This window comes from Acrocarpospora phusangensis (assembly GCF_016862995.1).
Lineage (GTDB): Bacteria > Actinomycetota > Actinomycetes > Streptosporangiales > Streptosporangiaceae > Acrocarpospora > Acrocarpospora phusangensis.
On sequence record NZ_BOOA01000082.1, the window covers coordinates 22,525 to 35,673 of the forward strand.

A 13,149-nucleotide genomic window follows, 5' to 3' on the forward strand; every position below is an offset into this window, starting at 1 on the left:
TCACTTGATGCCCGACCGGGCCATGCCTTCGACGAAGTGCCGCTGGAAGAGCGCGAACACCACGAGCATCGGGATCATGGACAGCAGCGACATCGCCATCAGCGAGCCGTAGTCCTGGCCGTACTGGTTCTTCAGGAACAGCAGGCCGACCTGGAGGGTGTAGCTCTCCGGGTCCTTCAGCACGATGAGCGGCCAGGCGAACTCGTTCCACCGCCACATGAACGTGAAGATCACCAGTACGGCGATCAGCGGCCTGCACAGCGGCAGCACCACCGTACGGAAGATGCGGAACTGCCCCGAACCGTCGCACTGGGCGGCCTCGATCAGCTCGTCCGGGATCGCCATCATGAACTGGCGGGCCATGAACAGGCCGAACGCCTCGGCCAGCCGCGGGATGATCACGCCCCAGTCGCTGCCGATCAGCCCGAAGTCCACCACCAGGTGGAACTGCGGCACCATCACGACCTGCACCGGCACCATCAGCGTGCTGATGATGAGGATGAACAGCACGTTCCTGCCGGGGAAGCGCAACTTGGCGAAGGCGTACCCGGCCATCAGGTTGATGACGACGGTGAGGGCCACCGCGACCACGGCGATGAACACCGAGTTGACCGCCCAGGTGCCGTACGGGAACTTGGCCAGCGGGTCGGTGAGGTTCTCCCAGCGCACGCGGGCCGGCCACAGGTGCAGGCCGGGGCCGCGCATGTCGGCCGAGGAGGAGATCGCGGTGACGACCATCCAGTAGACGGGGAACAGCATCGCGACCGCGCCGGTGACGGCGAAGGCCAGGCGGTAGCGGGCGGAGTAGCGGGTCACGCCACATCCCTCCTGGAGTTGACGCGCCACTGCACGATCGTCATCACCAGCACGATCAGATAGAGCACGACGCCGATGGCCGAGGCGTAACCCTGCTGCCGCTGCTCGAACCCGGCCGAGTACGCGTACGTGACGAGCATCGTGGTCGAGTTGCCGGGCCCGCCGCCGGTCATGACGTAGACGATGTCGAAGACCTGGAAGCTGTTGATGACGCCGATCACGATCAGGAAGAACGTGGTCGGGCCGAGCTGGGGGATCGTGATGCGGCGCAGCGTCGCCCACCGGGAGGCGCCGTCGCAGCGGGCCGCCTCGAACACCTCGCGCGGGATGCCCTGCAGGGCGGCCAGGTAGACGACCATGTTGAAGCCCAGGCCGATCCACAGGCTGATCGCGACCAGCGACAGCATCGCCGGCGCGCCCTCGGACTGCCAGGGCACCGGGCCCAGCCCGACGGCCTCCAGGACCCGGTTGACCAGGCCGATGTCCTCGTTGAACAGCCACGCGCCGATGAGCGCGCTGCTCACGCCGGAGATGACCGCGGGCAGATAGTAGATCGCCCGGATCAGCCCGCGCGCGGGCATGCGCTTGTTCAGTAGCAGCGCCGCCGCCAGGCCCGCGACCAGGCACAGCGGCACCGACACGGCCGTGTAGACGGCCGTGTTCAGCAGCGCCGTCCAGAAGATCTTGTCGCTCAGGATCTCCTGGTAGTTCCCCAGGCCGACCCACTTGGCGATGCCGAAACCGCGGGTCTGCTGGAGGCTGATCCAGAAGACCTGGATCAGCGGCCAGAACATGAAGACCGCGAAGACCGCCACCGCGGGCGCGGCGAAGGCCAGGCCGGTCAGCGCCTCGCGCGCCCGCCGGGACCTGAGCCGGCCCGGCGGCCCGGCGTTCACCGTGCTCGTCACGGGTGCCATCGGGCCCTCCTCTACGCGGACAGCGCCTTCTCGATGGACGTGCTGATCGCCGCGACCGTGTCGTCCGCGGACTGGCTGCCGACGAAGTAGCCCTCCAGGTTCTGCACGAGCGCGTCGTTCACGCCGGAGAAGCCGGGCAGCGTCACGAACCTGACCAGGTCGGCCGGCATGGTGGTGGCCTGCTGCTGGAAGACCGGCATCAGGTCGGGCGAGACGGCGTAGTCCAGGGTGGCGCCGGCCAGGTCCTTGCGGGCCGGCAGCACCGTCGTCTGCTCGCAGAACAGCTGCATGTTGGCGGGTTCGGCGAGGAACTTGGCGAACGCGGCGGCCGCCTCGGGCGCCTTGCTCTGGGTGGTCACCGCGACCGCGTTGCCGCCGAGGTCGGCGGCGGCGCCGCCGGGGCCCTTGGGCAGGAAGGTCGCGCCGATCTCGATGCCCTTGGCGGTGGTGCCGATGTCGGGCAGCAGGAAGTCGCCGACGAAGGCCATCGAGATCTTGCCGGAGCCGAACACCTGGTCGGGGCTGTTGGCCGTCTTGACCATCATGTTCTTGGGCATCAGGCCCTTGTCGTAGAACGACTTGGTGAACTCCAGCGTCTGGCGCGCCTGCGGCGAGTCGAACACGACGCTGCTGCCGTCGGGGCCCAGGGCCTTGCCGCCGGCCTGCCAGAGCCAGTTGAACCAGCGGTACGCGCCGTACTGCTGCCAGTTGACGCCGAAGGGGGCGGCGCCGGTGCCGGCGGCCTTGAGCTTCTCGGCGACCTCCAGGAACTGCTCCCACGTCCACGCGGTGTCCAGCGTGGTCGGCACGTCGGTGATGCCGGCCTTGGCGAAATGGGCCTTGTTGTAGAGGATCGCGCTGGTGTCGGTGTGGTGCGGCACGCCGTACGGCTTGCCCTGGTACTGCACGCCCGCCCAGAGCGCGTCGATGAACTGCGCGGAGTCCGCGCCGACGGTGGCCGACAGGTCGGCGAGCACGCCCTGCGAGCTGTAGATCCCGATGTCGTTGTACGTCACGCGGAACAGGTCGGGCCCCTGCCCGGACTGGAGCCGGGCGTCCAGGGTGGTGCGCATCTGGTCGTACGGCAGCTGCTCGACCTTGACCTTCACGCCGGAGTTGGCCTTCTCGAAGGCGCGGGCGATCGTGTTGAACGCGGCCATCTCGGCGTCGGAGCCCCAGACGGAGAACGTCAGGTTTCCGGTGGCGGCTCCGGCGCTCGCGGCGGCGGCCGGAGCACTGGCGGTGCCGTCGTCGCCGCAGGCGGCGAGGGCGCTCATCGCGGCGGCGCCGGCCGCGGTCATGCCGGCCGCGCGAAGGAACTGGCGGCGGTTGAAATTCATGGGGGGCCTCCTAAGGGCGCCGACCTGGTGTGCCGTTCCTATCAACTTCACGCAGAAAGCGTCAATAGCTCTCAAAATGGTTGCTTGACAGTCATCTGGGGCGTGCGTACGGTCCTGTCCTGAGAGTTCTGCGCGTTTTTGAGAGTTTTGGGGGTGTGGGGTGCGCGGTCAGGCAGGGCGGTCGTCCCAGGGGCGGGTCACGCCCAGCACGTCGGCGTCCCCATGCCCGGTGAGGCGCAGGGCGGCCGCGGAGATCTCCTCCGGGGTGTGCCACCGCTTCGACGGATGCCAGCCGAGTAACAGCCTCGGCTGGTCCGCCAGTGGCGCGGGCGGCGCGTCCGGGGCCGCGTACGCGCTGGTCAGCACCTGCACGACGCGTCCGGCACGGGCCCGCACGGCCTCCCAGGCCGCCTGGTCGCCGAACGGCATGTACACCAGGGCCAGGTCGAATCGCCGGTCCCCCAGTGCCGCTACGAAATTGGGAACGTTTGTAACGTCGGACCACACTATGTCGGCAATGTCTGAAGTGCGACCTTTATGGCGAGAAACGACTGTAACGACCATTCCTTGGGCGGCCAGCTCCGCGACGGCCGGCGCGAGGACTCCCGTCCCACCGATCACGAGGACCTGAGCAGTGCCTGACATGGAATTCGATCTCCTGGTGGTGGGGGAGCTGAACGCCGACGTCATCGTCGAGTGCGGCGACGTGCGGCCCTCCTTCGGGCAGGTCGAGGAGATCGTGGAGGACGCCACGATCGTCCTCGGCAGCTCCGGGGCGATCACCGCCTGCGGGGCGGCCCGCCTCGGCGCCCGCGTCGCCATGGCCGGCGTGGTCGGCGACGACTGGCTCGGCGCGTTCGTGCTCGACCGGATGCGCGAGCGGGGGGTCGACACACGGTACTGCCTGCGCAGACCCGGCCGTCGCACCGGCATGACGGTCGTGCTCGGCGCCCGCGGCGACCGGGCCATGCTGACCTTCCCCGGCGAGATCGGCCGCCTGGCCGCCGCCGACGTGCCCGCCGCCGCCCTCGCCTCCGCGCGCCACCTGCACGTCAGCTCCTACTTCCTCCAGTACGACCTCTGGGACGGCCTGCCCACCCTCCTCAAGGACTTCCCGGGCACCACCTCGATCGACCCCGGCTGGGACCCGTCCCGCTCCTTCGACCACGGGCTGCCCGCGCTCCTGCCGCAGGTGCACTACCTGCTGCCCAACGAGCAGGAGGCCGAGCGGATCGCGCGGGCCGCCGGCGGCGCCCCCGCCTGCGGCCTGGTCGTCAAACGCGGCGGCGAGGGCGCGACCCTGAACCTGCCCGACGGCACCGCGCTGCGCGTGGACGCGCCCGTGATCACCCCGGTCGAGACGACCGGCGCGGGCGACTCCTTCGACGCCGGCTTCCTGGCCACGCTCCTACGCGGCGGCACCTACGCCGACGCCCTGCGCGTCGCCTCCGCGTGCGGCGCCCTCGCCACCCGGAGGCCGGGCGGCACGGCCGCGCAGCCGGACCTCGCCGAGGCCCTCGAACTCGCCAACTCCCTCACCGTCACCGACCTCCAGGAGACCCCGCAGTGACCGCAACGACCGCCCCCGAGCTGGCCCGGCGTACGCAGGCCGAAGTCGAGAGCCAGCCGGACACCTGGCGCCGCGCCATCGAGCTGGCCGCCCGCACCGGGGCCCTGCCCGCCGCCGGCGCGAACGTGCTCGGCGTCGGCTGCGGCACCTCCTACTACATCCTGGACAGCTACGCCCGCCGCCGGCGGCAGCTCGGCCAGGGCCGTACGCGCGCCGTCATCGCCACCGAGCTCGACGCCGTCGATCTCGCGGAGCCCGGTGACGCGGTCATCCTGCTGTCGCGTTCTGGCACCACCAGCGATCTCGTGCGCGTCGGCCGGGAGCTGTCGGAACGCACGCGCACGATCGCGATCACCGGTACGCCCGGCTCGCCGATCACCGAGGTCGCGCACGAGACCATCGTCATGGACTTCGCCGACGAGCAGTCGGTCGTGCAGACCCGGTACGCGACCACCGCGCTGACCCTGCTGCGCGCCTCCATCGGCGACGACGTGGCCGGGCTGCCGGATCTCGCCGAAGCCGCGCTGGCCGAGCCGCTGGTCGCCGATCCGGCCGACTTCGACCGGGTCGTCTTCCTCGGCACCGGCTGGACGCTGGGGCTGGCGGAGGAGGCGGCGCTCAAGTGCCGGGAGGCGGCCAAGCTGTGGACGGAGGCGTACGCCAGCCTGGAGTACCGGCATGGGCCGATCGCGTGCGCGTCCAAGGAGAGCCTGGTCTGGGCGTTGAGCCCGCTGCCCGACGACGTCGTCGAGGCCGTCGCCGCCACGGGGGCCACGCTCCGCGTCGCGACCGGCGACCCGCAGGCCGAGCTGGTTCGTGTGCACCGCCTGGCCATCGCGTACGCGCGGCACCGGGGGCTGGAATGCGACACCCCGGAGCATCTGTCCCGTTCGGTCGTCGTGGCGTAGTCATGCCGTTCGTCCAGTACGTCACCGCGCATTCCGTGCCCGCGGGCCTGTCCGAGAGGCTGGCCGCCGAGGTGGCCGACGCGCTCGGGCTGCCCGGTGACGCGGTGATCGCGCAGCGGCTGGCCGCCCTCGACGGTGTCGGCGTGACGGCGGTCGTGCGTGGCAGGCTCCGCGATCCGGAGGCCATGCGTGCGGCCGTCGGGCGGGCGGGCGCGCTGCTGGCCGCGTGCCTGGAGCTCGACCCGGACTTCGTCTTCGTGTCCTGGCCCGATCCGGGGGTGCTCGGATGATCCTCACCGTCACCCTCAATCCGGCCCTGGACGTCACCTACCGGGTGCCCGGCCTGACGCTCGAAGCCGTCAACCGTGTCGCCGGTGTGTCGGTACGCGCCGGGGGCAAAGGGCTGAACGTGGCCAGGGTGTTGCACGCGCTCGGGCACGAGGTGACGGCGCTCGGCCTGGCCGGAGGCCCCGACGGCGATCGTCTGGTGGCGTCGGCCGGCATTCCCGCCGCGTTCACCCGGGTGTCCGGCGAGACCCGCAGGACCATCGCGGTCGTCGCGGACAGCGGGGTGACCATGCTGAACGAGGCCGGTCCGCGGATCAGTCTCGCGGAGTGGTCCGCGTTCCAGGCCGACTTCGCGCGCCGGGCGCCGCGCGCCTCGGCCGTCGTCCTGTCGGGCAGCCTGCCGCCCGGCCTGCCCGCCGACGCGTACGCGGTGCTCGCCGCGCTCGCCGGTGACGTGCCCACGGTCGTGGACACCGAAGGCGACGCCCTGATCAACGCGCTGGCCGCCCGCCCGCATGTGGTCAAACCCAACACGGACGAGCTGAATCGCACGTTAGGCGTCACGTCGGTGCGGGACGGCGCGATGCGGCTGCGCGAACTGGGCGCCCGCGCCGTCGTCGTGTCCGACGGGCCGCGCGGCCTGCACGCCGACACCCCCGAAGGGTTGTGGCGGGCCGTCCCGCCGTACGCCGAGGGCAATCCCACCGGAGCCGGCGACGCGGCCGTGGCGGCGATCGCGATGGGCGTGGTCGCCCGCTGGGACTGGGCCGAGACGTTACGGCACGCCGCCGCCCTGTCGGCCGCGGCCGTACGCGCGCCGCTGGCCGGGCAGGCCGACCACACCGCCTACCGGGCCAACCTCGCGGTCATCGCCGCGGAGCCACTGGAGAGAGAGGGCACGCAGTGCTGACCCCAACCGCCGAGATCATCGCCGCCGCGTACGCCGCCGGGACCGGAGCGGGCGCGTTCAACGTGATCCAGGTCGAGCATGCGCAGGGCATCGTGGCCGGTGCGGAGCAGGCCGGGCTACCGGTGATTCTGCAGGTCAGCGAGAACACCGTGGGCTACCACGGCGGGCTGGCGGCCATCGGGGCGGCCTGCCTGGAGATCGCGAATACGGCGTCGGTGCCGGTCGCGGTGCACCTCGACCATGCGACCCGCGGTGACCTCGTGGATCAGGCGGTGGCGCTCGGGTTCGGTTCGGTGATGTTCGACGCGTCGGCTCTGCCCTACGAGGCGAACGTGGCCGCCACCGCCGAGGTGGTGCGGCGGACGGGTGTCTTCGTGGAGGCCGAACTGGGGGAGGTCGGCGGCAAGGACGGGGTGCACGCTCCGGGCGCGCGGACTGATCCCGCCGAAGCCGCCGCGTATGTCGCCGCCACCGGGGTCGGCGCGCTCGCCGTCGCCGTGGGCACGTCGCACGCGATGCTCACCCGCGATGCCGCGCTGGACTTCGACCTGATCACCGCCCTGCGGGCGGCCGTGCCGGTGCCGCTGGTGCTGCACGGCTCCTCGGGCGTCGCCGACGACGGCCTCACCAAGGCCGTACGCAACGGCATGACGAAGATCAATATCGCTACCCAGCTGAACAAGGCGTTCACGGCGGAGGTGCGCCGCGCCCTGGCCGACGAGCGGATCGTCGACCCGCGCAAGTACCTCGGGCCGGCCAGGGACGCCGTCGCCGCGCAGGTCGCCCACCTGCTGCGCGTCCTGCACTAGTCCGTACAGGTTCCAGGAGATGACCATGAGCCTCACCCCGCACCCGGACCCGGGCGCGATCCTCGCCGAGAACGAGCGGCGCGCGCTCGAACGGGAGGGCATCCCGATGTTCCTCGCCCTGGAGGACCTCCGAGGGCCGATCCCGCCCGTCGCCGACCGCGCGGAAGGCCCGGCTCTGGCCGAGCTGACCGGCACGTACGCGGCGGCGGTGCGTCCCGAGGCCGAGGACGGCGACCTGGCGGCCCTGGCCTCCGTCGTCACCGTGCTGGCCCGCGTCCACTTCTTCCCCGAGAACGGAACCGCATGACCACGGGCTTCACCCAGCACCGTACGGCTCTCGCCGAGGGCCGCTACCTGCGGGTCGTCAACTACCACAACACGCCGGAATCCATGGCCCCCCAACTCCGCGAGGAACTCGCCGCGTACGCCGAGTCCTTCGCCGGCGTCACGATCGCCGACCTCGACCGGTTCTACGCCACCGGCGTCTGGCCCCTCGACCGGCCCGGCTTCATCCCGGTCTTCTACGAGGGCTACCGCAACAACCACACCGTCGCCGCCCCCATCTGCGACGCCCTCGGCCTCACCGCCTGGTTCCCGATCATCACGCGTTTCGTCGACTGCCCTCCGGCCGACCAGCGCGCCTTCGCCGACGCCCACAACATCGACTTGGTGGAAGAGGAACTCTCCTCCGACCGCCTGGCCCTGACCTGGGACGAAGTCGCCGAAATCGCCGAACGACACATCGTCGTCCCCCACACCGGCAGCCACGAGCAGATCACCAACATCCGCACCCCCGCCGACATCGACCGCGAACTCATCACCCCCCGCCGCAAGATCCAGGAGGTCACCGGCCAGGAAGCCCCCGCCACCGTCTACCTCTACGGCACCCCCTTCGGCACCCACCCCCTCCAGGACCAGGCCGTCCTCAACGCCGGCTACCGCTACCAGATAAGCAACACCATGCTCCAAAGAATCGCCTGACCTGCCGCGTCTCGCCGTTCCGGCGCCGGATAACGGCGCGAAGTCGCGACCTTGGTCGTGCCGGTGGGCGCTTGGGCCGTGAGGAACGTCAGCTTCTGCGGGCGTTGCGTTCCGCGTGGAGGGCTTCGAGCTTTTCGCGGGCGAGGGCGTCGAGGGAGGCGCGGCGGGCCGGGTCCTCTTCCCAGGTGGCTTCGGAGCAGAGGACGCGGGCGGCTTCGTGGGGTTCGGCGTCGCGGACGACGTACCAGGTGACGTCGCCGTAGCCGCTGCGGTCGGGGTCGTGGCGGAGGATCGTGACGATGCCGGAGACGAAGATCTGGCGGGTGCGGGGGTTCTTGGCGAGGATCTGGCGGTCGACGGTGAGGCCGCGGTCGGGGGACGCGCCGCCGAGGATGTCGTCCTCCCAGCGCCACAGGCGGAGACTGATCCCGGGGGACAGGTAATGGGAGCCGCGGCCGTCGACGGGCATGGAGAAGGTGCGCGCCCGGCCGCGGGTCAGTTCGGCCGCGATGCGTTCGGCGTCGGACTGCTCGCGCAGCCGTTCCTCCAGTTCGTGCTCCTCCAGGTCGCGGAAGCGCCGGTCCAGGCGGTGCGTCTGCTGCTGCTCGGCGTAGTAGCGGTCGATGAGCGGGTCGCGGAAGCGGCCGGGGCGCTGCCGGGGCAGGGCGGTGGACTCGGGAGTGAGTTCCGCGCCGTCCTCGATGGCGACTCCCCTTTCCCGCAGCCAGTCGTAGACGGAGATGTTCTTCCTGCCCAGGCGCTCCCGCAGATTCATGAGCCAGCTGTCGAAGGTCCGGCGGTCCGGGTCGAGGTGCATGGACACCCAGTCCTCGGCGATGGAGACGGGCACCGGAACGTCACGATCGGCGGGCACCGGGGTGTACTGCTCGGGTTTGAGCGGGATCGAGTGGCCCACGACCTCGGGGACGATGTAGTGGAACGGGACCGCGTGGGTGAGCGGGTCGAAGGCGTCGCCGATGGGCCAGAAGCGCAGGAGCCACTTCTCCTCGCCGGCCTCCTCGTCCTCGCCGCCGCCGAACTCGCACAGCTGGAAGTAGATGCTCACGCCGTACTCGAAAAGAGGGGGGCCGATCAGGAAGTCGTGGCCGCGGTTGTCCATCATCGAGGCCAGGTGGACGACACCGCTCGTCGCCACGAAGGACTCCGTTTTGAGCAGCGTCCAGGAGGTGTCCGGGATGGCGGGCTCGGCGTCCCACGATTCAAGACGGACGTCCGCCATGAAGTGGTAGCCCTCGGGGCTCTGCCAAGAGGTCAGATCCGTGTCCGCCAACCCGAACGTTCCGTACTCGACGTAGAGCTTGTCGTCGATCTTCCGGAGCAGCTGTGCCATCTCAACGCCTTCGACTGGGTTTGATCACCGACGGGCGAGTATGGCGTAGAGCACCGACATTTTCGGCAAGCCCGTCAGCAGATCATGGAGACCATGACCTGAACGGTGTCCTGGCGGCTGTTGCCCGCGGCGTCGGTGGCCGTCAGCGTCAGCTGGTGGGTGGAGTCGCCGCATCCGCCGGCCAGCCGCGCCGGCAGGCTCGTCCCGTTGCCGATCACCGTGGCGCCGTCCTTCCAGGTCAGGGTGACGGCGCCGCCTTCGGGGTCGGACGCCGTGCCGGTCAGGGTGAGCTCGTGGAAGAACTGGCCGTTCGCGTTGCCGTTCACCCAGAGTTTGGCGCCGTTGGCCGGGTTGGTGATGCGTACCTGGGGTGGCTGGTTGGCCGAGTCCGGGATGACGGTGATCGTCACGGTGTCGCTGCCGCACTGCGCGAACGTGTCGCAGCCCCGTACGGTGACGGTGTGCTGGCCGGGGGCGGCGCCGAGCGCGGCCACGGGGTTGTGGCCGGAGGCGAAGCTGTTCTGGCTGCCGTCCAGGTACCAGCGGACCATGCCCTCCGGGAGCTGCCCGACGTCGTCCAGGCTGGTGGCGTGGAACGGGATGGACTCGGTGCTGCCGAAGACGCCGCCGGCCGGGCCGGTGATCTGCATCTGCGGCGTGAAGTTCTGCACGGTCACGGTGATCATGTCACTGGCCGTTCGGCCGCCGGGGAAGGCCGCGGTGGCCCTGATCTTGTGGGTGCCGGGCGGCGGCATCGCGACGATCGACGTGCCGTGGCCGAGCACGCTGGTGCCGTTGAGGGTCCAGGTCACGACCGGGGTGCCGAGCGCGTCGTCGAAGACGTTGGCCTTGAACTCGGTGGGGACGACCGCCGAGATGGTCTGCCCGTTGTGCGGCGTGGTGATGCGTACCAGCGGGGGAAGCACGTCGCGGACGGAGGCCAGCGCCTGGATGACGCGGTTGCCCACGGTGGCGTCGCCGCTGGCGCCGAGGTGGCTCATCACCGCGTCGTCCACCCGGTCGGCGCTCATGGTGGGGTCGGCCGACCAGACCAGCGTCGCGACGCCCGCCACGAACGGCGCGCTGAAGCTGGTTCCCTTGATCGAGACCAGCGTGCTCTGGTCGGGGAGGCTGGGGTCGCCGGTGTACATCACGTTGAAGGGCCCGAAGATGTCCACGTCCTCGTGGCCGTGGTTGGACTCCGGGTGCCGGGCCCGGCTCTGCACGTCCAGACCGCCGACGCAGCGCACCCCGCCGAGCTCGCACGGCGTGTACCAGTGCCGCTCCCAGCAGCCGATGAAGCACGTCTCGGCGTCCACGTCGTCGCCTTCGTTCCCGGCGCTGGAGTAGATCAGGACGCCGAGCGACCGGACGTAACGGAAGAAGCCATCCATCGGCAGCAGCGACCAGGCGAGTGACCAGTGCACGGGCGTCGCCGCGCTCAGGTTGACGACCTTGCTGCCCTTCACCTTGGCGGCGCCCAGGCCGGTGATCGAACCGTAGGAGCTGGTGTCGCCGTACACCAGGTTCAGGCGGGCGACCGGCCCCGCCGGTCCCGCCACCCCGATGAAATTGCCGGGTACGGCCGCCGCCGCGCTGGCCACCTGGGTCCCGTGCCAGCGGAACCCCGGCATGCCCGGATCGTCGGCGTCGGTGAATGGCATGACGGTCGTCAGGCTCGGGTTGGGCGGTAGGTCGCCGTTGACCGCGGGGGCGTACCCCATGTCGACGATGCCCAGTTCGACGGTGTTGTCCAGGCGGCCGACCGAGTCGAGCACGGTCCACGCCTCGGCCACGCCGATCGCCTGCGCCCCTCCCGCGGCCAGGTACGACCACCGGTACGCGTTCCGGTGGTAGCCCGGCCCGCCGACGTCGAAGGCGGGCACCCCGTGGCCGGCCTCCAGCATGGTGCGGTCGGCGAAGTCGTTGGGGGAGCCGACCCAGTTGACCCCGACGTTCAGCTTTCCGGTGGCCTCGGCGGCGGCCGCGGCCAGCAGCCGGACCCCTTGCTCGCTGGAGACGGCGAGTTCGGTCGCCTTCCGCCGGTCGCCGTTGAGCTCCGCCAGGTGATCGCTCAGTTTGGCGGGCTCCGCCAGGTCGGTCGTGATCCGTACGAGGTAGATCGGTTCGGGTCCTTCGTCGGTCTTGTGGAGGATCTTGCCGTTCCAGCGGGCGACGAAGGCGTCCAGTTCCGCCTCGTCCCCGGAGGAGAGGATCAGCTCGTTGGCGACGAACTCCGTGCGCCGTCCGTACTCGTCCACCAGCGCCGCGACCGGGCGCGGGACGCCCTGCTCGTAGCCGGGGAGTGGTCCGCCCGGCTTGATCCTGGAGTCGGCGTGCACGCTGATCTCCTGGTCGCTCATGGAGTCGGGCACGTGGGCCGGTACGAGCATGCCGCCCACCAGCATCAGAGTCATCGCCAGCCGTACCATTCCCTGTCCTTCCGCCAGAGGTCCCCTGATGGAAGGCGTGCCATCCCGTTCCATGCCGGGACACGACCTAATTTTCGGGCAGGTAACCAGTAGGTTTCTGAAAATTTCATTCATCCGATCATTAACGTTCGGGTGAATGACGGGAAATGCCAGGCGAAACGCATCGGAGCGCACGCGCCTCGTTCGCATCGTCGAGGGCCCGTTGACGGCCCTTCGTCGGCTGGGATGTACTCCGCGCGATCCAGTCAGCCGAAACGAGACCGCCGGCAAGGAGAAATGTTAGCGCAAACATTACGGATGGCTAAGTTCCGGCGGGGGCCGGTCACCGCAACGACAAGGAGCACCCTGATGTTCACCTCCGGCAAGACCCGGCCCTTACGCCGACGGCGTGGCCTGGGCACGTTCGTCGCGATCGTCGTGACGGCCATCCTCACCGGCGCCACCCTCACCGTCAGCGCGACCACGGCATCGGCCGCGACCGTCGACACCAGCGCCTGGTACGTCCTGGTCAACCGCACCAGCGGCAAGGCCCTGGACGTCTACAACCTCTCCACCGCCGACGGTGGCCGCATCACGCAGTGGACCCGCAACGACGGCAACCAGCAGCAGTGGCAGTTCGTCGACTCCGGAAGCGGCTACTACCGCGTCAAGTCCCGCCATTCCGGCAAGGTTCTGGATGTCTACAACTTCTCCACGGCCAACGGCGGCGCGATCGTCCAGTGGGCCGACGGCAACGGCACCAACCAGCAGTGGCGGCTGGCCGACTCCTCTGGCGGTTACGTGAGGTTCATCAGCCGGCACAGCAACAAGGCCCTGGAAGTCCAGAA

General features: G+C 70.2%; 14 protein-coding genes. 8 read left to right on the forward strand and 6 right to left on the reverse strand.

Features of this window, described 5'->3' with window-relative positions; genetic code table 11:
• From Aph01nite_RS33660 to Aph01nite_RS33675, 4 genes are all read right to left on the reverse strand, one after another.
• On the reverse strand, positions 1-816 hold the full coding sequence (locus tag Aph01nite_RS33660) for a carbohydrate ABC transporter permease (protein WP_204045087.1): 816 nt from the start codon (positions 814-816) through the stop codon (positions 1-3).
• Positions 813-1,733 (reverse strand): carbohydrate ABC transporter permease, encoded by a 921-nt coding sequence (locus Aph01nite_RS33665; protein ID WP_204045088.1) that lies wholly within the window; start codon positions 1,731-1,733, stop codon positions 813-815. The genes Aph01nite_RS33660 and Aph01nite_RS33665 overlap by 4 nt, the downstream gene beginning before the upstream one ends.
• Before the next feature lie 11 nt (positions 1,734-1,744).
• Complete coding sequence (locus tag Aph01nite_RS33670; RefSeq protein WP_204045089.1) at positions 1,745-3,073, reverse strand: ABC transporter substrate-binding protein; 1,329 nt, start codon at positions 3,071-3,073, stop codon at positions 1,745-1,747.
• A gap of 168 nt (positions 3,074-3,241) precedes the next feature.
• A complete protein-coding gene (locus tag Aph01nite_RS33675) occupies positions 3,242-3,508 on the reverse strand; it encodes a hypothetical protein (RefSeq protein WP_204045090.1) in 267 nt (88 codons plus the stop codon).
• A 208-nt stretch (positions 3,509-3,716) separates the two neighbouring features.
• On the opposite strand from Aph01nite_RS33675, the gene Aph01nite_RS33680 reads away from it, so the two are divergent.
• Genes Aph01nite_RS33680 through Aph01nite_RS33710 form a run of 7 tightly spaced genes read left to right on the forward strand, consistent with a single transcriptional unit; the run spans position 3,717 to position 8,539 of the window.
• Positions 3,717-4,643, forward strand: a complete 927-nt coding sequence (locus Aph01nite_RS33680; protein WP_204045091.1) for a carbohydrate kinase family protein — start codon at positions 3,717-3,719, stop codon at positions 4,641-4,643.
• Complete coding sequence (locus Aph01nite_RS33685) at positions 4,640-5,551, forward strand: SIS domain-containing protein (protein WP_239162181.1); 912 nt, start codon at positions 4,640-4,642, stop codon at positions 5,549-5,551. The genes Aph01nite_RS33680 and Aph01nite_RS33685 overlap by 4 nt, the downstream gene beginning before the upstream one ends.
• Before the next feature lie 2 nt (positions 5,552-5,553).
• Positions 5,554-5,841: a hypothetical protein gene (locus Aph01nite_RS33690; RefSeq protein WP_204045092.1), complete on the forward strand. Its 288-nt coding sequence runs from the start codon at positions 5,554-5,556 to the stop codon at positions 5,839-5,841.
• A complete protein-coding gene (locus Aph01nite_RS33695) occupies positions 5,838-6,749 on the forward strand; it encodes a 1-phosphofructokinase family hexose kinase (RefSeq protein WP_204045093.1) in 912 nt (303 codons plus the stop codon). Before Aph01nite_RS33690 ends, Aph01nite_RS33695 begins: the two co-directional genes overlap by 4 nt.
• Positions 6,743-7,558: a class II fructose-bisphosphate aldolase gene (locus Aph01nite_RS33700; RefSeq protein ID WP_204045094.1), complete on the forward strand. Its 816-nt coding sequence runs from the start codon at positions 6,743-6,745 to the stop codon at positions 7,556-7,558. Before Aph01nite_RS33695 ends, Aph01nite_RS33700 begins: the two co-directional genes overlap by 7 nt.
• Before the next feature lie 25 nt (positions 7,559-7,583).
• Complete coding sequence (locus tag Aph01nite_RS33705; RefSeq protein WP_204045095.1) at positions 7,584-7,865, forward strand: hypothetical protein; 282 nt, start codon at positions 7,584-7,586, stop codon at positions 7,863-7,865.
• The gene (locus tag Aph01nite_RS33710; RefSeq protein ID WP_204045096.1) at positions 7,862-8,539 is read left to right on the forward strand and encodes a polysaccharide deacetylase family protein; all 678 of its coding nucleotides are present in this window, start codon (positions 7,862-7,864) and stop codon (positions 8,537-8,539) included. The genes Aph01nite_RS33705 and Aph01nite_RS33710 overlap by 4 nt, the downstream gene beginning before the upstream one ends.
• An 88-nt stretch (positions 8,540-8,627) precedes the next feature.
• Here Aph01nite_RS33710 and Aph01nite_RS33715 read toward each other — a convergent pair whose 3' ends face one another.
• Together Aph01nite_RS33715 and Aph01nite_RS33720 are read right to left on the reverse strand one after the other, a co-directional pair.
• A complete protein-coding gene (locus Aph01nite_RS33715) occupies positions 8,628-9,890 on the reverse strand; it encodes a hypothetical protein (protein WP_204045097.1) in 1,263 nt (420 codons plus the stop codon).
• A gap of 74 nt (positions 9,891-9,964) precedes the next feature.
• Complete coding sequence (locus Aph01nite_RS33720) at positions 9,965-12,307, reverse strand: S8 family serine peptidase (RefSeq protein WP_204045098.1); 2,343 nt, start codon at positions 12,305-12,307, stop codon at positions 9,965-9,967.
• 363 nt (positions 12,308-12,670) lie between these two features.
• Between Aph01nite_RS33720 and Aph01nite_RS33725 the strand changes: the two genes are divergently transcribed.
• Positions 12,671-13,149 (forward strand): RICIN domain-containing protein (locus Aph01nite_RS33725; RefSeq protein WP_204045099.1); only part of this gene is annotated, 479 nt, incomplete at its 3' end.